At 36.8% G+C, this 21,008-nt stretch carries 25 protein-coding genes; 5 read left to right on the top strand and 20 right to left on the bottom strand.

Features of this window, described 5'->3' with window-relative positions; genetic code table 11:
• Positions 1 to 23 precede the first annotated feature (23 nt).
• The 3 genes from OL225_RS12060 to OL225_RS12050 are packed head-to-tail and all read right to left on the bottom strand — an operon-like array spanning position 24 to position 1,548.
• Positions 24 to 449 (bottom strand): organic hydroperoxide resistance protein, encoded by a 426-nt coding sequence (locus OL225_RS12060; protein WP_047376901.1) that lies wholly within the window; start codon positions 447 to 449, stop codon positions 24 to 26.
• Complete coding sequence (locus OL225_RS12055) at positions 450 to 884, bottom strand: MarR family winged helix-turn-helix transcriptional regulator (RefSeq protein WP_255814474.1); 435 nt, start codon at positions 882 to 884, stop codon at positions 450 to 452.
• Positions 885 to 915: 31 nt separating this feature from the next.
• Positions 916 to 1,548 (bottom strand): NAD(P)H-dependent oxidoreductase, encoded by a 633-nt coding sequence (locus tag OL225_RS12050; protein ID WP_264518413.1) that lies wholly within the window; start codon positions 1,546 to 1,548, stop codon positions 916 to 918.
• Positions 1,549 to 1,805: 257 nt separating this feature from the next.
• Here OL225_RS12050 and OL225_RS12045 point away from each other — a divergent pair, with 257 nt between their 5' ends.
• Positions 1,806 to 2,558, top strand: coding sequence for an SDR family oxidoreductase (locus OL225_RS12045; protein ID WP_264518412.1), 753 nt, complete (start codon positions 1,806 to 1,808; stop codon positions 2,556 to 2,558).
• A 28-nt stretch (positions 2,559 to 2,586) separates the two neighbouring features.
• On the opposite strand, the gene OL225_RS12040 is transcribed toward OL225_RS12045, so the two are convergent.
• The 14 genes from OL225_RS12040 to OL225_RS11975 form a co-directional block, all read right to left on the bottom strand.
• Positions 2,587 to 2,862 carry a hypothetical protein gene (locus OL225_RS12040; RefSeq protein ID WP_264518411.1) on the bottom strand — a complete coding sequence of 92 codons (276 nt, stop codon included), beginning with the start codon at positions 2,860 to 2,862 and terminating at the stop codon, positions 2,587 to 2,589.
• Positions 2,863 to 2,967: 105 nt separating this feature from the next.
• Positions 2,968 to 3,927 (bottom strand): protein-glutamine glutaminase, encoded by a 960-nt coding sequence (locus OL225_RS12035; RefSeq protein WP_264518410.1) that lies wholly within the window; start codon positions 3,925 to 3,927, stop codon positions 2,968 to 2,970.
• Between the two features lie 494 nt (positions 3,928 to 4,421).
• Entirely contained in the window at positions 4,422 to 5,150 is a 729-nt protein-coding gene (gene lipB / locus OL225_RS12030) for a lipoyl(octanoyl) transferase LipB (RefSeq protein WP_264518409.1), read from the bottom strand.
• Positions 5,151 to 5,181: 31 nt separating this feature from the next.
• The gene (trpA, locus tag OL225_RS12025) at positions 5,182 to 5,916 is read right to left on the bottom strand and encodes a tryptophan synthase subunit alpha (RefSeq protein ID WP_264518408.1); all 735 of its coding nucleotides are present in this window, start codon (positions 5,914 to 5,916) and stop codon (positions 5,182 to 5,184) included.
• 90 nt (positions 5,917 to 6,006) lie between these two features.
• Positions 6,007 to 7,185 carry a tryptophan synthase subunit beta gene (gene trpB, locus OL225_RS12020; RefSeq protein WP_264518407.1) on the bottom strand — a complete coding sequence of 393 codons (1,179 nt, stop codon included), beginning with the start codon at positions 7,183 to 7,185 and terminating at the stop codon, positions 6,007 to 6,009.
• A 4-nt stretch (positions 7,186 to 7,189) separates the two neighbouring features.
• Positions 7,190 to 7,735, bottom strand: a complete 546-nt coding sequence (locus OL225_RS12015; protein WP_264518406.1) for a GNAT family N-acetyltransferase — start codon at positions 7,733 to 7,735, stop codon at positions 7,190 to 7,192.
• Positions 7,732 to 8,244, bottom strand: coding sequence for a hypothetical protein (locus OL225_RS12010; protein ID WP_264518405.1), 513 nt, complete (start codon positions 8,242 to 8,244; stop codon positions 7,732 to 7,734). Before OL225_RS12010 ends, OL225_RS12015 begins: the two co-directional genes overlap by 4 nt.
• Positions 8,245 to 8,269: 25 nt before the next feature.
• Positions 8,270 to 8,950 carry a phosphoribosylanthranilate isomerase gene (locus OL225_RS12005; protein ID WP_264518404.1) on the bottom strand — a complete coding sequence of 227 codons (681 nt, stop codon included), beginning with the start codon at positions 8,948 to 8,950 and terminating at the stop codon, positions 8,270 to 8,272.
• Between the two features lie 20 nt (positions 8,951 to 8,970).
• Complete coding sequence (trpC, locus tag OL225_RS12000) at positions 8,971 to 9,744, bottom strand: indole-3-glycerol phosphate synthase TrpC (protein ID WP_264518403.1); 774 nt, start codon at positions 9,742 to 9,744, stop codon at positions 8,971 to 8,973.
• Between the two features lie 33 nt (positions 9,745 to 9,777).
• Entirely contained in the window at positions 9,778 to 10,764 is a 987-nt protein-coding gene (gene trpD / locus OL225_RS11995; protein ID WP_264518700.1) for an anthranilate phosphoribosyltransferase, read from the bottom strand.
• 41 nt (positions 10,765 to 10,805) lie between these two features.
• Complete coding sequence (locus OL225_RS11990; protein WP_264518402.1) at positions 10,806 to 11,405, bottom strand: anthranilate synthase component II; 600 nt, start codon at positions 11,403 to 11,405, stop codon at positions 10,806 to 10,808.
• A 70-nt stretch (positions 11,406 to 11,475) separates the two neighbouring features.
• Entirely contained in the window at positions 11,476 to 12,900 is a 1,425-nt protein-coding gene (locus tag OL225_RS11985) for an anthranilate synthase component I family protein (RefSeq protein ID WP_264518401.1), read from the bottom strand.
• 246 nt (positions 12,901 to 13,146) lie between these two features.
• Positions 13,147 to 13,791, bottom strand: coding sequence for a plasminogen receptor (KT) (locus tag OL225_RS11980; protein WP_264518400.1), 645 nt, complete (start codon positions 13,789 to 13,791; stop codon positions 13,147 to 13,149).
• Positions 13,792 to 13,946: 155 nt separating this feature from the next.
• Complete coding sequence (locus OL225_RS11975) at positions 13,947 to 14,399, bottom strand: cupin domain-containing protein (protein ID WP_264518399.1); 453 nt, start codon at positions 14,397 to 14,399, stop codon at positions 13,947 to 13,949.
• Positions 14,400 to 14,602: 203 nt separating this feature from the next.
• Here OL225_RS11975 and OL225_RS11970 point away from each other — a divergent pair, with 203 nt between their 5' ends.
• From OL225_RS11970 to lysS, 4 genes are all read left to right on the top strand, one after another.
• On the top strand, positions 14,603 to 14,821 hold the full coding sequence (locus tag OL225_RS11970) for a hypothetical protein (protein ID WP_264518398.1): 219 nt from the start codon (positions 14,603 to 14,605) through the stop codon (positions 14,819 to 14,821).
• Complete coding sequence (locus tag OL225_RS11965) at positions 14,821 to 15,192, top strand: c-type cytochrome (protein WP_264518397.1); 372 nt, start codon at positions 14,821 to 14,823, stop codon at positions 15,190 to 15,192. The genes OL225_RS11970 and OL225_RS11965 overlap by 1 nt, the downstream gene beginning before the upstream one ends.
• A gap of 3 nt (positions 15,193 to 15,195) precedes the next feature.
• Positions 15,196 to 16,125, top strand: coding sequence for a 23S rRNA (adenine(1618)-N(6))-methyltransferase RlmF (rlmF, locus tag OL225_RS11960; protein ID WP_264518396.1), 930 nt, complete (start codon positions 15,196 to 15,198; stop codon positions 16,123 to 16,125).
• Positions 16,126 to 16,352: 227 nt separating this feature from the next.
• A complete protein-coding gene (gene lysS / locus OL225_RS11955; RefSeq protein WP_264518395.1) occupies positions 16,353 to 18,050 on the top strand; it encodes a lysine--tRNA ligase in 1,698 nt (565 codons plus the stop codon).
• A 36-nt stretch (positions 18,051 to 18,086) separates the two neighbouring features.
• Here the strand turns inward: lysS and OL225_RS11950 are convergent, their stop codons facing one another.
• From OL225_RS11950 to OL225_RS11940, 3 genes are read right to left on the bottom strand one after another with little or no spacing between them, the layout of a single operon-like run.
• Complete coding sequence (locus tag OL225_RS11950) at positions 18,087 to 18,602, bottom strand: ClbS/DfsB family four-helix bundle protein (protein ID WP_264518394.1); 516 nt, start codon at positions 18,600 to 18,602, stop codon at positions 18,087 to 18,089.
• 7 nt (positions 18,603 to 18,609) lie between these two features.
• Positions 18,610 to 19,614 (bottom strand): cytochrome d ubiquinol oxidase subunit II, encoded by a 1,005-nt coding sequence (locus OL225_RS11945; protein ID WP_047376879.1) that lies wholly within the window; start codon positions 19,612 to 19,614, stop codon positions 18,610 to 18,612.
• The gene (locus OL225_RS11940; RefSeq protein ID WP_047376878.1) at positions 19,611 to 20,954 is read right to left on the bottom strand and encodes a cytochrome ubiquinol oxidase subunit I; all 1,344 of its coding nucleotides are present in this window, start codon (positions 20,952 to 20,954) and stop codon (positions 19,611 to 19,613) included. The genes OL225_RS11945 and OL225_RS11940 overlap by 4 nt, the downstream gene beginning before the upstream one ends.
• Between the last annotated feature and the right edge of the window lie 54 nt (positions 20,955 to 21,008).

Here is a 21,008-nt window from a genome sequence, read left to right as displayed (position 1 = left end):
TAACTATGCTTAAAAAAATTGGATTAATCGTTGTTGGTTACTGAAAGCTTCACCTCCATATTATTTCTGGTTGCATTAGAATAAGGACAGATCTGGTGTGCCTTTTCTGTTAATTCCTGAGCTTCTTCAATAGAAACTCCAGGGATGTTCACATCCAGTTCTGCTGCCAATCCGAAACCTCCATTTTCAATTTGGCCAATGCTCACCTGTGCAGTAACTGTTGTTTCTCCGGTTTTCACTTTAGAAAGACTGATTACTCTGTTCAAAGCGCTGTCGAAACAAGCTGAATATCCGGCTGCAAAAAGCATTTCAGGATTCGCAAAATCATCATTGGCTCCTCCCAGTGCTTTTGGCATTCTTACTTCAAGATCTAAAACTCCGTTCTCACTTTTTACATGTCCGTTTCTGCCTCCTTGAGCAGTTACTTGAGTGGTATATAGCGTTTTCATTTATTTTTCTATTTTGTTTAATATTTTTAGTACTGTGTCTTTAAGATGCAGCAGTTCTTCCGGCTGTATACCCAGTCTTTCCTGAATTTTTCCCGGAATTTCACATGCTCTTTGCTGAAGCTTTTTCCCAGCTTCATCTAAAAATACTTCAACCACTCTTTCGTCCTCTTTTTTTCTTTTTCTGATAATAAATCCTTTAGACTCCAGTCTTTTAAGAAGAGGTGTCAAAGTACCGCTGTCCAGAAACAGTTTTTCTCCAATGTGGGTTACTGTAAGCCCGTCACCTTCCCATAATACCATCATAACAAGGTACTGTGGATACGTTATGTCCAGTTCATCGAGGAAAGGACGGTAAAGTCCTGTAATCTCTTTGGCAATCACATACAGCGGAAAGCAAATCTGGTTTTCTAGTTTGGGGGTTTTCGGATTTTCCATAAGTTTGAGTACGAAAGATTCGATGAAGGTATTACTTTTTTATGATAAATTCATCCATTGGAATTCTGACTTTTTTCATAGAAGAAAGCCAGTCATTAGCTTCGTCACGGTATCCAAGATATAAAAGACTAACACTTTTTAATCCTAGTTCTTTTAATCCCAGTACTTCATCCACTACAGCATTGCTGAATCCTTCTGCCGGAGTACTGTCGATTTTAAGTTCTGCTGCCTGTGCCAGAGCGATTCCTAAGGCAATATAAGTCTGACGGGCAGTATGCGCAAAATGTTCCTCAGGGGTCTGTGCGCCATACATTTCTTTGATTTTATCAGTATAGCTTCCGAAACGGCCTCTTGGAAGGTCTCTTACATCGGTATGATAATCATAAACTTTGTCAATTTTTTCATTAGAATAGCTGTCCCATGCTGCAAATACCAAAACGTGAGAAGAATCTCTCATTACTTCAGGGTTTAAAGCGCCTGCTACCATTTTTTCTTTCAGTTCCTGATTTTCTACCACAATGATTCGGAATGGTTGTAATCCGGATGAAGTAGGAGCCAGTCTTGCTGATTCTAAAATAGTATTAAGGTCTTTCTGTGAAATTTTTTTGTTCGGGTCATAAGCTTTTACAGCATGTCTCCAGTTTAGATTTTCTATTAATGACATTTTTCTTTTTGTTTTAAATTAAACTACTTGACGGTTATTGAACTTCCTGTTTTTGATATTGAAGTAAAATAACAGTACAAATGTATAAACAATTTAATTGTGTGCAATTTAATTTTGAAAGATTTTATTTATGAGAATTATTGATAAACTAAAATAGGGAAGAAAATAAAAATTTCTTTTATCCATTTCCGCATGATTCGGATTTTTTAAGACTGTCTCTATTCCAATCTTTGCAGGAGAAATTTAAACTAAAAACAATGCAGAGATTTAAAAACAAAACCGCTTTAATTACCGGGGGAACCAATGGAATGGGTTTGGCCACTGCTCAGAAATTTATCGAAGAAGGAGGCTCAGCCATTATCACAGGAAGAAGTGAAGAGACGGTGAACATTGCCCTGGAAAAACTTGGAGAAAATGCTTTTGGAATTGTTTCCAATGCAGGAAATATAAAAGATCTGATGAATCTTCAGCAGGAAGTCAGAAAACATACTGAACATATTGATCTTGTCTTTGCCAATGCCGGATACGGAAAATTTGCTCCTGTAGAATATGTGGATGAAAACCAATTTGACGATCTTTTTAATCTACTGGTAAAAGGTCCGTTTTTTACAGTACAGCAATTATTGCCATTGATGAAAAGGGGAAGCTCTGTTATTTTTAATACTTCTGTAGCGACAGAGATTGCAATGCCTAATTTTTCGGTGTATTCTGCGGCCAAATCAGCAGTGCAGTCTTTCATTAAAACGTTTGCAGTAGAGCTTACAGAGCACGGTATCCGTGTCAACGGAGTGAGTCCGGGACATATTAAAACCAATATTTTTAATAATACAGGATTAACCGGAGAACAGATTGAAAGTGCCATTGAGGATATTATTCCTACGATTCCTTTTAAAAGACAGGGAGAACCATCAGAAATAGCCAATGTAGTTCTGTTTCTTGCTTCAGAAGATGCTTCCTATATTCATGGAGCTGAAGTAAAAGTAGATGCCGGAATTTCTGTGATCAGATAATGACAGACTATTTCAGAGAGATTAAAGATTATTTGACCTCTTTGATTTCTTTGATGATATTGGTTTTATTTTCAATACCAATATTATAAGTCTTGCTTTTCTTAAAGCTTTGAGTTGCCTTTTCTATAAGAGTCTTGTAATCAGGTGATTTTTTTGAAATATAAAATACCTGAGCACTGATCCCTATGGCGACACGTACCACTTCATTCGGCTTGTCCGGATCTTCAATGATATTTGAAATAGTGGCATTATTATACCAGGTTAAATTCTGTGAACTGGAATTACCGGAACAGGATGTAATCATAATAAAAAGTAATAATAGATAGGACCAGGCTTTCATAAGGAAAAGTATTAAGTAAAAAGCTCCTGCAATGTATCAAAATAAATGCAGGAGCTCTATATAAATTAGTTAAAATCCACAGCTTCCTACGCTAGGTGCAGGAGAAGGAGAACATCCGGAAAGGGATGAGAATATGTTTAATACACAATTGGTATTTACGTAGTTGTTATCATACAGTAAAGAACCTGATGGACTTCTGTAGTAAACGTTTCCTGCTGTATTGGCAAAAGAAGATACAGACGCAGATCCACAGCTTGTGTTTGTACATGCAGCTCTCCATGCCGTATCGGTTACCGGTCCGCTGGAGAATAATGATGGATCAATGATTCTTTTCTCAACAATTCCGGAAGCATTTTTAAAGCTTACCAATATCGCTACATGATATACCCATGATACGCAGCATGTTCCTGTAGATGCTCTCAGGTTACCATACACGAATTGTTTTTCACAATCATATCCTGCATTCAATAGTATTTGTCTCATCTTGTGAGCTCTTGCGTAGCAGCCATCCACAGGGTATCTGAATGTGATACAAGGGGAAGAAGCTGTAGAAGTTCCGCAAGCCTGATTTTTAATTTGGGTAAACAGACTGTTTAACGTTGCAAGATTAGGAATAACACTGACTGCTTTTTTGCTGTCACCTCTCTCTTCTTTATTGAATACAGACTTGAAATAACGGATGTCATCAGCTGTTGCTTTGTCTACTTTTGCGATTTCGTTAGAATTGGCCTTCAGGAAAATATGAACGGGAGTTTCGTTTTCTACAGCATCCTGGATCATGGAGATAAATCCCGCATTTTCCTTAGTATCTTTAATGAGATACGGCTGAGCCGAAACCATAAATGAAACTTTAAACTTTCCATCTTCTTTTTCAATCCCTACCGGGACAGTTTTGCCGAAATCTTTCATTGCAATTTCGTTTGACTCTTTAGCTACTAGATTAGGATCCTGATTGGCATTGGAATCTGAACAGGCATTGAATGACAGCATCGTCACGAATACCATCATGGATAACAGAAATTTTTTCATAGTTTTTATATTTTGGTGTTAATTTGTAGTGAACTTTATAATGATGATAGTTCACTATTTTGTGATATTAAAAGTAATAAAAATTAAAATATATGCAAGGCTTTTTTTCAAAAAAACACATAATTATGTTATATTTTTAATTTTATGATATTGAAAACGATTAAAACCTAATGATTGTGATGGTGAATTGAGGAAAATAGATATTTTTGATTTTGCATTATGGATTCCTCCGGAATGGACAACGCAAACAATGGTATGTACTAAAACATTAGTATTTTAAGTAGATTATCCATCTATATTGTCCATTCCGCAGGAATCTAAACTTTTATTTTATCCTCATTTATTATCACAAGCTTTCTGTGTCTGGATTCCTGTGGAATGACAAACGTTGTGGATAGTCTAAGCGAATAAAAATAAAATCATCATAAAACTAAAAAACCAGTTTCAATACCTGAAACTGGTTTTTATGATCATTATATATTAATCTGTACCGATTATTTATAAATCAGTTCTGCCTGGAAAACGTCTGCAAAATGTTTTCTGATTTTTGCTTTCAGTTCTTCCATTTCTTCAGGAGTAAGTTCTCTTTCAAGTTCTCTTTTCAGGGAGGTAACCTGCTTGTCTTTAATACCACATGGAATAATGTATTCAAAATAACGCATATCCGTATTTACATTCAATGCAAAACCATGAAGGGTAACCCATCGTGAAGCTTTCACACCCATAGCACACATTTTTCTGGCATAAGGTTTTCCAACATCCAGCCATACTCCTGTTTCTCCCGGAGAGCGTTCTCCCTTAATGCCATACTCGGCAATGGTTCTGATAATCACTTCTTCCAGATTCCTCATATATAAATGAATGTCTGTAAAAAAGTTTTCAAGATCCAGAATAGGATAGCCTACAACCTGCCCGTAACCATGATACGTAATATCTCCGCCACGGTTTACCTTTACGAAAGTGGCATCAATTTCTTTTAATTTATCAATACCGGCAAGCATATTTTCTTCATGTCCGCTTTTTCCTAAAGTATACACATGAGGATGCTCTACAAAAAGAAGGTGGTTGGGAGTAGTAATATGTTGTTCCACAGGAAGATCCCTGTTTTTTATTTTGGTATCAATGATGTTTTTCATCAGCTGCTCCTGATAATCCCAGGCTGGCTGATATTCTCTGATCCCTAAATCTTCAAATTCTACTGATTTATTTTGATTTGTATTCATTTCAATTTTTGATATACAAATTTAGTGAATTTTAGGCTTTGATGGAATGGATAAAATCTATAGCACTTTTCTTCCAGTCTCTATCCTGAAGCAGAATATTCACAAAGGCTGTTCCTATGATACCGCCATCCGCTTTTTCTGTTACATTTTCAAAATCCTCTTTCGATTTAATTCCGAATCCGATCATCACAGGATTTTTAAGCGGAAGAGATGCTATTCTGGAAAGGTAGCTCTCATTTTTTAAAACTGCATTTTCATTCCCCGTTGTGGAGGAAGAACTTACCGCATACAGGAAGCCTGAACTTAAAGAATCCAGATACACCATCCTTTCATCAGACGTTTCCGGAGTGACCAGAAAGGTGAAATTAAGATTATACTGCTTTAAGACAGACTGATAATTTTTCTCAAACTCAATAGGAGGGAGGTCGGGAAGAATCAATCCTGAAACACCACTTTCAGAACATGCTGCACAGAATTTTTCAAACCCGAAACTCAGTACAGGGTTGATATAACCCATCAGAATAATCGGAATTCTGATTTCATTTTTGATGGCTTTTAATTGTGATAACAGTTTTTCAATGGTCATTCCGTTTTGTAAAGCCAGTTCATGAGCTTTCTGAATTACCGGCCCGTCTGCCACAGGATCAGAATAAGGCATTCCGATTTCGATCATATCTGCCCCGGAATCCTGAATCAGTTGTATAATATCAGCGGTGTTTTCCAACTGCGGAATTCCTGCTGTGAAGTATATATTTAGTTTTTTCATTTTTTTTATTGTATTGATGTATTCATGTAAAATGTATTTATGATCAGGTTTTATCTGTTAAAGTCATTTTACATTAATACTTTTTACATTTTACAAATTCTTCAGATACGTTTCCATATCCTTATCTCCACGTCCGCTCAGGCAAATAACAACAACATCGTTTTCTCCAAATTTCTTCTTGTCCAGAACAGCCAGAGCATGAGAACTTTCCAATGCCGGAATAATGCCTTCCAGTTTGGTTAATTCAAAAGCACATTTTAAAGCTTCATCGTCATTAATGCTAAAAAATTCTGCTCTTTTTTCTTTAAATAAATGGGCATGAAAAGGCCCGATTCCCGGATAATCCAGTCCTGCGGAGATAGAATGAGGCTCTATCACCTGGCCGTCTTCCGTCTGCATTACAAGACTTTTACTTCCGTGAAGTACACCCAGAGTTCCTAGAAATGTAGTAGCCGCAGATTTTCCGGAATCTACTCCCAGACCGCCGGCTTCAGCAGCAATGATTTTTACTTCTTTTTCTTCTACAAAATGATAGAAAGTTCCTGCTGCATTGCTTCCTCCGCCTACACAGGCAATCACATAATCCGGGTTTTCTCTACCGATTTTTTCCTTAAGCTGTTCTTTAATTTCTTTTGAAATGATGCTCTGAAATCTCGCTACAAGATCCGGAAAAGGATGAGGTCCTACCACACTTCCGATTACATAATGAGTTGTCAGAGGATTGTTGATCCAGTCTCTTAATGCTTCATTCACGGCATCTTTAAGGGTTTTTGATCCTGAAGTGGCTGGTACAACTTCTGCACCCAGCATTTTCATTCTTGCAACATTCGGAGCTTGTCTCTGGATGTCAATTTCTCCCATATAGACGATGCATTCCAAACCAAGCAAAGCACATGCTGTAGCAGTAGCGACACCATGTTGTCCGGCTCCGGTTTCAGCAATAATTCTGGTTTTTCCAAGGCGTTTTGCCAATAGAACCTGTCCCAGAGCATTATTGATCTTATGAGCTCCGGTATGGTTGAGGTCTTCGCGTTTTAAATAAATCTGAGTCTGGTATTTCTGACTTAGGTTTTTAGCAAAATATAGCGGTGTGGCACGGCCCACATAGTTTTTCAGCAAATCCTGATATTCAGCCTGAAAATCGTCAGATTCTATAATTTCAAGATAGTTTTTTTGTAATTCTTCTACATTAGGATAGAGCATTTCGGGTATAAAAGCACCTCCAAACTCTCCATAATATCCGTTTTCATCGGGGTTTTTATAATTCATTTTTTTATTCTTTAGTAATTAAATAAGCATTATTCTGTGCGCTTAGCTGATTGAGCAGTTCTTTTGTTTCCTGTGAAGCATTAAAAATCAAAATATCATCATCTTCAGAATTCACCCATTCAGAACCGATACTTTCTTTGATCATTTTGGCTTTGTCATGAAGAATTTCAATTGAACACTTTTCATAAAAAAGACGGAGATTCGAATGACAAAATCCAATAGTGTCCTTATTTCTCTGAATCGCATTTTCCTTGAAATTACGGACTAAAGCAGTTCCATACCCTTTCTTTTTATGAGTGGAAACAAGTCCTACAGCTTCAGCAAAGGAGTAGCTGGTTCCAGCTATTTTTAACGTAAAATCAAAATTTACACGGATAACTGCTAGTATATTTTCATCTGTATCCAGCATAAAATGAAATTCCGAATCTTTGAAAAAAGTCCGGAAATAGGCAGACTTCATGGTATTCCAGGCAGAGATATCCCAAAGCAGCAAGATATGTTCGATCTCTTTTTCCGTTAAATCCTTAGTTTCTTTTATCTGATATTTCATGGGTTTAAACTATTAATAAATGTAAGATGATAATCGTATTGTTGTTTGGTAATCAGTTTTTTATAATGTAATAATTCTATTTTATGCATTAAATCAATTAAGGTTGCTTTATCTATTTTGGATTGGTACATGGTAATTGCAATTTCCAGGTTGTCAATCAGATAATAAGAATCAGAGTCTTCATACAGCAGAAATATTTTAGCATAAATCAATCCTAAGTCATATTTGATAACTGATCTTACATGGTTTTCCAGAAATTTATCTGAAATAACAACAAGATAGTAGCTGTTCCATAAACTGATTCTTTCAAAAAAATACTGGATATCACTTTCCTGAAAATCTTTAATAATATCAATGAACTCAGACAATAATCCGCCAACTTCCCAATGCTCTATATTGCCATCATTCTGAGCAACAAAATGGTACAGAGCCTGTATTTTTTCATTCCCGAATTTAGGAGGAAATAAGGTTTTATAAAATGTCTTTTTTAGCAAGTGTATGTTCATCATTGTGTTTTTTTAGTTGTTATATCTTTTACTGATATAGGTTTTTAAATTTTTTTATACGGCCAATATCCTTATTTCCAGGTTCCGTTTCAAATTTTGAATTGATATCTAAAACAAAAGGCTGCTGTTGCAAAGCCTTGATATTTCCGATGTTTTCTTCTGAAATACCACCACTTAAAAAGTAGGGCAGTGGAATCTTAAGATCGTTCAGCAAAGTCCAGTCAAACTGTTTTCCCGTTCCACCGAATGCTTTCCCGTCTGTATCAAACAGGTAGTAGGTGATAGGCTGTAGGTTGCAGGTTGCAGGCTGCTGACTGAAGGTTTGTAGTATTTTATTTTTGGTTTCTGAATCATTGTTGCCTATTCTTATCACTTTAATGATCTTGACTTCGGGATCCAGTTTTTGTCTTAATTCAGCAATGAAACGATCACTTTCGTCGCCATGAAGCTGTACAAAATTTAATCCTGCTTTTTGAACAATCTGTAGAATGATGTCTGCTTTTTCATTTACGAAAACCCCGGTTTTCCCTTGATGATCAATAGCAGATATCTCTTCCAGGCTCAGATGATGCAAAACATATCTCGGTGATTTTTCATAGAAGATAAAACCAAGGAAATCTACATTCATGGCCATCAGCTCTTGAATCTGGTTCAATTGTGTTAAACCGCATACTTTGAGTTTAGGAGTGCTGGAAGGTTGCTGGTTCATGATCAGATATTATTGATAGATTAAATTTGTACTGAGAAATTTTCAAATGCTTTAGCCGGATTCGTATTCTTCATGAAATATTCTCCCATCAGGAAGCCGTCAAATCCTTTTTCTTTTAAAAACTGAAAATCTTCAAGATTGTAAATACCACTTTCTGCTACAGATAAAACTTCTTTTGGAAGCAGGTTTTTCAATTGAACAGAGTGCTGCAGATCCACTTTGAAATCCTTAAGGTTTCTGTTGTTGATTCCCACAAGGTCAATTTTTGAATTACAATGTTTCAGTTCATCTTCCGTATGGATTTCCAGTAAAACTTCCATATCCAGTTCATGGGCAAGTGCTGTGAATTCCTCTACCTGAGCAGGTGAAAGGCAGGAAGCGATCAGTAAAATGACATCAGCCCCGATACTTTTAGCTTCATAGAATTGGTATTCATCAATCATGAAATCTTTACGGAGAATCGGAATTTTAATATCATTTCTTACGCTTAGAATATCATTTAAATTTCCTCCAAAAAAATCATAATCAGTAAGGATAGAAATTCCGCTGGCTCCAAAACTTTCATAAGCTGAAACCACTTCTAAGGGCTCTGCGCTATTGTTGATAATCCCTTTGGAAGGAGATTGTCTTTTAAATTCAGCAATGATCCCGTTTTTATTTTTGATGGATTCTTTCAGAGAATATGTAGGCCTTTCAAAAAAGGCTGTGCTTTTTAATCGGTCAAGAGATATACGTAATTTTGCTCCTGCAACTTCCTCTTTTTTTCGTTCAATAATTTTATCAAGTATGGTCATTTTTTTGTGTCTAAATTGAATCAATGGTGAATTTTAATTAATCAAAAGATTAAAACTGTTCAATGCTTTTCCACTTTGCAGACTTTCCTTAGCCAGTAGAAGACAATCATCATACGTTCCGAATTGATGAGTGTTATAAAGAGCTACCGAAGCATTTGCCAAAATCACGGAATTTTGTTGTTCCGTACCTTTTCCTTCCAGAATATTCATAAATATTTTTGCCGTTTCCCGGATGGAGGTTCCGGCCTTAATTTCTTCCAGCGTTACCGGTTTGAAACCTAAATCTTCTGCAGAATAGATTTCTTCCCCGTTTTTTGTAATGATCTTGCTGTCGTCGGTAAGACTTATTTCATCATATCCGTCAAGACCATGTACCAGGATAAACTCACGTTCTTCTTTTTGCAGCAGATACTGGTAAATTCTTGCAATTTCCAGATTGTACACTCCAATCATTGAATACCTTGGTTTTGCAGGATTAACCAATGGCCCCAAAAGATTAAAAAATGTTCTTAGTCCCAAAGATTTTCTCAATAATCCAACCGATTGCAGCGCGGGATGAAAATAAGGAGCATGTAAAAAGCAGATGTTTGCTCTTTCAAGATCTTCATTCAATTGTTCTGAATTATTTTTGAACTGATATCCCAGTTCTTCCAGCACATTGGATGAGCCCGTGGTAGTGGAAGCTCCATAATTTCCATGTTTGGTTACCTTCTGTCCGGCTCCGGCCACCACAAAGCTTGCTAATGTTGATATATTGATGGTATCTTTTCCATCACCTCCTGTTCCCACAATGTCAATGGCATTACTTGCATCTATGTGTGCAGGAACAGCCATCTGAAGCAGAGCCTCTCTGAAGCCTTCCACTTCCTTCAGGGTAATATTTCTCATCAGGAACACACTGATAAAGGCTGTAACCTCTGCGGCATTGAATTTATTCTGTGCAATCTCAATCATGGTAGCTTTAGCTTCTGATTTTGATAACGTATTATGATTGAACAGATATTGCAGTATTTCTTTCATTTGTGGAGTTTTTATTGTTGTTGAAGGGATCTCTAAGGTTTTCATGACAATAGAAAATTTTTAATGATTACTTCTCCTTCAGGTGTTAAAATACTTTCTGGGTGAAACTGTACTCCATGTACATCATAGGTTTTGTGCTGTAAAGCCATGATCATACCGTCTTTATCTACAGCTGTGATTTCCAGTTCTTCCGGGAAACCTTCTGGATTTACTGCCCAGCTGTGGTACCTGCCCACTTCCAGTCCTGAGCTTAGATCTTTGAATAATTTTGTATTCTCTTTTACCAGTTCAGTGGTCGTTGCTACTCCGTGGAAGATCTCAGTCAGGTTAATAAGATTTCCCCCGAAAGCTTCAGCGATAGCTTGCTGTCCGAGACATACTCCGAGAATACTTTTCGTAGGAGCATACTCTTTAATAAGGTCTAATAAAATACCTGCTTCTTCAGGAATCCCAGGTCCTGGAGAGAGAATGATTTTGTCATATTTTCCAATCTCTTCCAAAGTAATTTCATCATTTCTTACCACATCCACTCTTTGATTCAGAATTCTTTCGATAATCTGGACGAGGTTGTAAGTGAAGCTGTCATAGTTGTCAAAAACGAGAACTTTAAGTGGCTGCTGAGTGTTTATATTGTTGTTCATTTCTTTTTTTTGTTAGGTTGTTACTAGTTGCTAGTTGCTAGTTGCTAGTTGCTGGTTGTTGGGACTTGTTTTATTTTTCAACTATTTTTTCTGCTTTTTCAACTGCTTTTTTAAGAGCATTCAGCTTGTTATTAACTTCCTGCAGTTCATTTTCCGGAACTGATTTTGCCACAATACCGGCACCCGCCTGGTAAAAAAGTGTATTGTTTTTACTTAGGAAAGTTCTGATCATAATAGCCTGGTTGCAGGTGCCATTCAAACCGATCATTCCTATACAGCCGCCATAATATCCGCGGGAATCTTTTTCATATTGGTTGATCAGCTGGAGAGCTCTATGCTTCGGTGCACCGCTTAGTGTTCCCTGGGGAAAGGTTGCAGATACCATTTCAAGAGGATTGATATCAGTGGAAACATCCGCTGTCACTTCACTTACCATATGAATAACATGAGAGAACAGCTGGATTTCTTTAAGTTTGGTAACCGTTACATTTTTTCCGAGCTTTCCCAGATCATTTCTTGCCAGGTCAACCAGCATGGTATGTTCTGCATTCTCTTTGGGATCAGCCTTTAATTCTTCAATAGCTTGAAGATCAGCTTCAAAGTTTCCTGTTCTTTTGGATGTTCCGGCAATCGGGTGAATAATGGCTTTATTGTCTTTTATAATTAACTGGCTTTCAGGACTTGATCCGAATAATTTGTAATTTCCGTAATCAAAATAGAATAAGTAAGGAGAAGGATTGATATTTCTTAAAGCACGGTATACATTGAATTCATCACCTTTGAATTTTTGTTCAAATCTTCTGCTCAGAACCAGCTGGAAGACATCTCCGCGCATACAGTGCTTTTGGGCTGTTTTTACCAGTTCAATATAATCTTCATTTGTAATATTAGATGTTTCCTCGCTTATTTTTTTAAAAGGATATACCGGAGTATTCTGGTTTTTAATAAGGTTTTCCAACAGATGAAACTCAGATTTTACGCCATCAACAGAGTTTTCAATAATATACATTTCATCATTGAAATGGTTGATTGCAATCACATATTGGTATAATCTGTATCTCAGAATAGGGATTTCAACTTCCTTGCTTTGTGCTTTAAGATTGATGTTTTCGAAAAACTGTACCGCTTCAAAGCTTGTATAGCCAAAAAGACTCTGAGCCGTTTGTTCTATCGGGTCGTTGGTTTCTTCACATATAAAAATTGTCCGGAATTCTTCAAAAATATCTGTGATATTGCGTTCCATCATCAATTGCTTTACAGGAGCAGAAGCAGGAAGCTTGATTTCATATTCGTTGAGGTTTTTCACTTCAATTCCTGCAATGGCATTCACTGCAATGAAGGAAAAGTTATTATCTATACTTTTTGAATCCGAGCTTTCCAGAAGAATGGTATCACGGAATTTATCCCTGATTTTAAGGTAAATATTCATGGGAGTATGAAGGTCTCCCAGTGTTTTTTTCGAAACAGTTTTTATTTTAATGGTGTCAGTATGCATTTTGTTTTTTTGTAAGATTAAAGAATAAAAAAAGGCTTCAACGGTATCCGTCAAAGCCTATATATTGTTTTTTGATTATTTCTGCTGTATGATTAGCAACATGACAATACCTTCAGACCCGACGAAGAGTTTGAAAGCCACCACCAAATATTGTTGCTCATTTTAAACATGGGACAAATTTAGAAATTTTTTTAATACAAAAACTAAAAAAAACTAAAAATTAAAAAAACTTAATATAAGAATCTCCTATTTAAGCTCCTTAAGCTCAAGTTGTAATTCTTTGATTTTTTCTTTGTAAGTCTCATCATCATAATGTTTTACATACTCTTCCAATGCCGCGATATATTCTTCAATGAATTCCTTATTGGTTCTGTCTGCTTCATATTTGATTTTTGCAGAATTGACAGGAGCCAATTTTGAATATTTAAGATTAGCCTGTCCTTCATCAGACTGGTTATAGAGAATCACTATGTTTTTTTCATAGCCCGGAATGTATTTTACGGGAAAAGAAACCTCTGTTTGCGGGATTCTGATTGCATTTTCAATCGGATAGATAGAAGCAGTTGTAGTAGAGAAAAATGTTGAAATATATTTCCCGTCCTGTTTCTTTACAATAGCTTCATAATCATGAATATACATTTCATTTAGGGTAGAATTGGTTTCTACATCAGACGTGATAATAGCGGTACTTTCTACTCCGTATTTGTTTAAAAACCATGCGTTTATAAATTGTCCCCCAAACCCATTTAATATAGCCAGAGGAATAATAGGGATCAGAAACCACACTTTTTTAGTCAGATAAGAAAGAAGTCCAAAGAACACAAACAGCAGGGCCACAGTGTAAAAACCGTGATGGCTGGTGAAAAACAGAATTTTTGAAATTAAAATCATAACAGGATTATCTTTTAATATAAAATCTGATTAAACTTATCAAAAAAATATAAAAGGGACAACGTTTATTTATTATAGCCTATTTATATTAAATTCAACATCATACCCGCAAAGATTTTGACTCGGTGATCTAGCGGGCAGGACGTTAAAAATATCTAATGTACCGGTTCGGAAAGTGGAATGTCAGGAGTTCCGCTGTAGAAAACAATCAGTGTTGCTCCTTTATCTCCGGTTTTTCCTCTGTGGGCAATGTTGACCATTTCAGGTAACGCCTGGCCTTTCCTTACCCACTGTGTTTTGCCATCTTCTTTTCTTTCGATCTGTATTTCTCCTTTTTCCACATAAGCTGCATTAATGACAGGATGCTTATGCCAGTCCAGAGCTTTGTTGGGAGGGACAGCAATTTTCAGAACTGATATTTCAGGCTGTGTTGTAGGATAAGCAGGATACACAGTTCCATCCCAGGACTTTGTCGTTTTTAAAAGCGTTACTGATTCAATTTTATCAGAATATTCTGATTGTGGCTCGTTTGATGAATTATCACAGGAAAGGAGCAGGGAAGAGTGTACAGCAAAGAAAGCTATACCCAATAGATTTTTTTTAGTCATAAACTTTTCAATTAATAGATTGTTTTGGTTCGGATCATCCGTGATACAAAAATAACAAGCTGTTTTTTAATTTCCCTAGTGTTTGAATTATTTTTTTATGGATCTGATTGCAATTAAACCTTAAAAAAATATTTATCAAAGAAAACATTTGTCATAAGTTTAAAACTTTATTTTTTATATTTTTGCTTCCAAATTAGAAAAAAATGAAAAAAGTATTAGCAATCGCATTTATCGGAGGTTTATTATTAGCAAGCTGCAAAAAAAAGCCAGATCATTCTTTACAGGATAGCAACACTATGCTTGAAGAACCGGAAGCAACTACTGTTGTAGATTCTACAGCTAAAACAGCTGCTCCTGCTGCTGCAACTCCTGCTACAACTGCTCCTGAAGCTGCTAAAACAGATTCTACAGCGAAGAAATAATGAAAAAAATACTTTTGGCAGGAACACTCGGTCTTTTGATCATTTCCTGTTCTAAAAAAGAAAATACAGCAGAAGTGGCTCCTTCTTCTGAGACAGCTGTTTCAGAACCGGCTAAATCTAATCTTTCTGGTGATCAGATCATGGAAACCTTGGATTGCTCAGGATGCCACTCTGTAAATGAGAGAATGATAGGACCTTCTTATAAGGAAATTGCAGGAAAGTATTCTGAAAAGGATACCGAATTGCTGGCTTCCAAGATTATAGAAGGCGGTAGTGGGGTATGGGGAAGTGTGCCTATGGCAGCCCATCCACAGGTATCTAAAGAAGATGCCAAAAAAATGGTGGAATATATTTTAAGCCAGAAGAAATAAAATATGTCTGCTGAAAAATCCAGTCTGCACACAAGAAATCTGCATCGCAATCCCTATGATTTTGATCAGCTTATTTCTTGTGTGCCTGAACTGAAACACTATGTTTTCATTAATGCTTATCAGACGGTAACCATCAATTTCAGCATTCCAAAAGCGGTGAAACTGCTCAACAAAGCCTTACTCTTACATTTTTATCATATTAAAGGCTGGGATATTCCGGATACCAATCTTTGTCCGCCCATTCCCGGACGTGCAGATTATGTACATTATATTGCCGATCTTTTAGCCGAACAGCTTGATGAAATTCCGGCAGGAAATTCTGTAAAAGGCCTGGATATAGGAACAGGAGCCAATCTTGTTTATCCTTTAATCAGTCACAAATCTTATGGCTGGACCATGCTGGGAACAGATATCAATCAGAATTCTTTGACCAATGCCCAGCATATTTTAGATCAAAATCCAGATCTTTCATCTGTTATTCAGTTGAAAAGGCAGCCCGATGCTGAGCACATCTTTAAAAATATTATGGGTCCTGAAGACAGATTTACTTTTACTATGTGCAATCCTCCTTTTCATGATTCTGAGGAAGCTGCATTGAAAGGGAATATCAGAAAAATAAAAAATCTTAAAATATCAAACTCCCAACAGCCTTTGCTTAATTTTGGCGGCCAACAGTCGGAACTTTGGTGTGAAGGAGGTGAACTGGCTTTTATCACTAAGATGATTAATGAAAGTGCATTATTTTCATCACAGGTTCTTTGGTTTACCTGCCTGGTTTCCAAAAAAGACAATCTCAATAAGCTGACTCATTTTCTAAAGAAAGTAAAAGCAATAGAAGTGAAAACTATTGATATGGCTCAGGGACAAAAGGTTAGCAGAATGCTGGCGTGGACGTTTATTCCTCAGAAGGAGAGGAGAAGGTGGTTTGTTTAAAGTTTAAGGTTGCTGGTTGCTTTTTTTTTGTTGCTGGTTTTATTAGGTTATCATTATCTTGATTCTCCATCAAAATTCACTATGGACATCACCCCGGATCGCGAATCTCAGCACCTCGTTTTCCGCCTCTCAACACCATTCCCCTTTACATTTTGAAATTTCTGAAAAAATCAATTGACGGTCAACTCAAAAATGCCTAAATTTGTACGCTTTTAGAAAAATAAGAAATGCAATTATCAGAACAAGAAATCATTAGAAGAGAAAAGCTGAATAAGCTTACTGAAATGGGGATTAATGCGTTCCCTGCGGATGAGTATACCATTACAGATACTACAGAATCTATAAAACAGGACTTTTCTGAAAGTAAACAGGTAAAGATCGCTGGTAGATTGATGTCCCGCAGAATTCAGGGAAAGGCTTCTTTCGCAGAATTGCAGGATTCTAAAGGAAAAATTCAGGTTTACTTCAACAGAGACGAGATTTGTCCGGGTGAAGATAAAGAGCTCTATAATGAAGTATACAAACACCTTTTGGATATCGGTGATATTATCGGTATCGAAGGAGAATTATTTACAACTCAGGTAGGAGAGAAGACTGTTTTAGTAAAGAACTTTACACTTCTTACAAAGGCTTTACGTCCTCTTCCTCAGGCTAAAACTGACGAAAATGGTGTTGTACACGACGGCTTTACAGATCCGGAACTAAGATACAGACAGCGTTATGTAGATTTAACGGTAAATCCACAGGTTAAAGAAATTTTCGTGAAAAGAACAAAATTGTTCAATGCCATGAGAACATTCTTTAATGATGCAGGATATTTTGAAGTGGAAACTCCAATCTTACAGTCAATCCCTGGTGGTGCTGCAGCAAAACCATTCATTACGCATCACAATGCGTTGGATATTCCATTATATTTAAGAATTGCCAACGAATTATATCTGAAAAGATTGATCGTAGGTGGTTTTGACGGAGTATATGAGTTCTCAAAAAACTTCAGAAATGAAGGGATGGACAGAACGCATAATCCTGAGTTTACCGCTATGGAAATCTATGTAGCGTACAAAGATTACAACTGGATGATGGATTTCACTGAGAAATTACTGGAATTCTGTGCCACTCAGGTAAATGGAAATTCAGAATCTACTTTCGGTGAGCACACTATCAATTGGAAAGCTCCTTATCCAAGAGTTTCCATGACGGAAGCGATCCTGAAATATACAGGGTTTGATATCACAGGAAAAACGGAGAAAGAATTATATGATTTTGCCAAATCTATCGGTATTGAGGTGAATGAAACGATGGGTAAAGGAAAATTAATTGATGAGATCTTCGGTGAAAAATGTGAAGGAAACTTCATTCAGCCAACTTTCATTACAGATTATCCGATCGAAATGTCTCCGCTTACAAAGAAACACAGAAGCAAAGAAGGCTTAACAGAGCGTTTTGAATTAATGGTGTGCGGTAAAGAAATCGCCAATGCGTATTCAGAGCTTAATGATCCTATCGATCAGAGAGAGCGTTTTGAAGCACAGATGACTTTATCTGAAAGAGGAGATGACGAAGCAATGTTCATCGATCAGGACTTCTTAAGAGCATTGGAATATGGTATGCCGCCAACTTCAGGGTTAGGAATCGGTATGGACAGATTAATTATGTTCTTGACGAATAATGCGTCTATCCAGGAAGTATTATTCTTCCCTCAGATGAGACCGGAAAAAGCGGTTCCACAGATTGAACTGGGAGAAGATGAAAAGGTTATCCTTGAAATTCTTAACTCTCAGGAAGAAGCAATGTCTTTAGCTGAAGTAAAAGAAAGAAGCCAGTTATCTGGTAAAAAATGGGATAAAGCTTCCAAAACTCTTACAAAGAACAATATTGTGAAAGTAGAGAAAATTGACGAGAATCTTTTGATGAAACTAGCTTAAGATTTCTCAGAAAATATAAATATAAAAGGTACAGAGCTATTCTGTACCTTTTTCTTTTTTCCATTTCCGAAGTTGTGTTCTGAAGTTTTTAAATGGAGCCACAGTATTAATATGAATCCATTTCCAAACTGGCCACTGAGCGGGAGTTGTAGCCCATTTTCTCTGTCCGGGAGAGAATAATGTTTCATCATCAAGGCTTTCTATCCAGTTCATAATTTCATTAACCTGATTTCGCAGCAGTTCTCTCTGCTGTTGTAAACTATAAGAGTCATACTGATCATAAAAAGATTGGTATAGTCCTTTCAGATTATTCCATTTATACTCAGACGTAGGAGTTTTTACATCAATTCCTTTGCTTTCATCAGATTCCCATTGTAAAAGCAGATGTGTCCAGCCCAATTGATAGGAAATATTTTGTGATGGAGTTTTGTCAATTCCCGGTAGTAGAAGATCCTTTTCCTCTTCTTTTATAGTATCAAATTCCTGATCATACAGCAGATATCTTTTCTTGAGTTCCTCAATGAGCTCTGTTTTATCCTTATAGCTCTGCATATTTCATCTATTTTCTCAGTTTACTGAAAGAAGCCATCAGATAAAATAAAAACGGAAGAATAAATAAGGAGCCCAACATCAAAGCCCAGCCCAATGCTGCAATGGTTTTTTCGGGAGCCATATGTTCCAGTAATGAAAGATGTTGTCCGTTTCCTAATAAAATAATATTCGGATTATGCTGATACGTTGCGGCCACTAAAATCATAACCATCTGGAATCCTGCCAATGCACGTACAGGAAGTAGTTTTTGACGGTTCAGAGCTCTTAAAATAAGTAATAAGGCAATGGTTGCAAAAGCAATAGCCATAATACCCAAAGGTTTGGAAAATACCCACATCAAAAGAGGAATATCTGAAATATAAGCAGTCACAAACACTAATATTCCTGTAATCACAACAAAAATCATTGTCTGCTTGGACTTTCTTATCATCAGTAAAAGGTCCACTTTATCACGGGTTTCTCTTAATGAAAAGATAGAAGCAAGATAGGCACACAATGCAACAGTGAATAGTCCCACAGAAACCCCAAACCAGTTCAGCCAGCTAAAAATATATAAATCTACAAAACTTACCGCATCAGGATTGATAGAGTGGGAAACCGTTGCAGCAGCTATTAATCCTAAAAAGAACGGCGTTAACAGACTTGCATAGTAGAAAATCTGGGTGTATAAAACCTGCCAGTTATCTTTCACAGCATCATAGTGTCTGAAGGTAAATGCGGTTCCTCTTGCAATAATACCCACAAGCATCAATACCAAAGGAATATGAAGATAGGTAGACATGGTGGTATAAATTTCAGGAAATCCTACAAAGAGAATTACAATGGCAATAATCAGCCACATATGATTTGCTTCCCATACAGGAGCAATTGACTCATACATGATTTCATGAGTCTTGTGTCTGGCTTTTTTATTGGTGAAAAGTTCTACAATACCAGCTCCGAAATCAGCTCCTCCCAAAATAATATAAAGACAGATAGAAAGCCAGAGAAAACCTATTACAACGTAGATCATGATTTTTTGTTTTTATCGTTAAATTGAGAATCAGTAGGATCATAAAGTTTCGGTACCATTTGGATCTGTCTCTTTAAAAGGAAAACAAGAATCAATGATAATGATATGAAAATAGCAGTAAAGAAATAGAATGAATACTGTATTCCAGGCATGGGGGTTACCGCATCTATAGTTCTCATTACTCCATAAATGATCCATGGTTGTCTTCCTACTTCGGTCACTGTCCATCCTGCTTCCAGAGCAATATACCCAAAAGGGGTTGCTATTAAGAAGGTTTTTAACAGCCAGTGCTTACTCAGCCATTCTTTTCTGAAGAAAAAAGAATATAAATAAACGATTCCAATACCAATCATTACCACCCCGAAAAAGATCATAATCTGAAAGGCATAGTGAACAACTGCAACCGGTGGCCATTCATCTCTTGGGAAATCTTTAAGACCCTTTACTTCAGCATTGAAATCATTACTCACCAGAAAACTTAAAACCTTTGGAATTTTCACAGCATATTTCACTTCTTCTTTTTCTTCATCAGGAATTCCTCCGACAATAAAAGAAGCCCCTTTTTCAGTTTCAAAATGAGCTTCCATAGCCGCCAGTTTAATAGGCTGTCGTTCTGCTACTGATTTTGCCGCAATATCACCACTTAAAGGTGCTCCGAATGCTCCGATAAGGGCAAAACCTACCGCAATTCTAAACGCTTTGGTATGAAATTCAATATTTCTTTTCCGCATGATCATAAAGGCATGAACTCCGGCTACCGCAAATCCTGTCGCACAAAATGCAGCAACCGTCATGTGAAGAGCCTGGGGGAACCACGCATCATTGAACATCGCTTTGATCGGATCTATATTAATATACTGTCCATTGATATAATCAAAACCTGTTGGAGAATTCATCCATGAGTTGGCAGCTACTACAAGAATTCCGGAAGCCAGTCCGCTTACGCCAACCAGAAATCCACAAAACCAGTGAAACCATTTGTTGAATCTTTCCCAGCCATATAAAAAAAATCCGATGGCAATAGCCTCAATGAAAAAGGCTGTTCCTTCAAGTGAAAACGGCATTCCGAAAATAGGACCGGCATGTTTCATAAAACCGGGCCATAAAAGCCCCAGTTCAAAAGAAAGCATTGTTCCTGAAACGGCTCCTGTAGCAAAAAGGATAGCTACCCCTTTGCTCCATGCTTTTGTTAATCCTTTATATACTTCATTATTGGTCTTTAGGTATTTCCAATGGGCAAAAGCCATCAGAAAAGGCATCACCATACCCACACAGGAGAATATGATATGAAAGCCCAGAGAGAGTGCCATCTGAGCGCGTGCTGCTATAAAATCATCCATAATATCAACTTTTCAGTAAATAAATTTACGCATAAATTATTGATGTTGAATATG

The organism is Chryseobacterium viscerum (genome assembly GCF_025949665.1).
Lineage (GTDB): Bacteria > Bacteroidota > Bacteroidia > Flavobacteriales > Weeksellaceae > Chryseobacterium > Chryseobacterium viscerum_A.
This window is presented reverse-complemented; position numbering and strand designations above follow the sequence as displayed.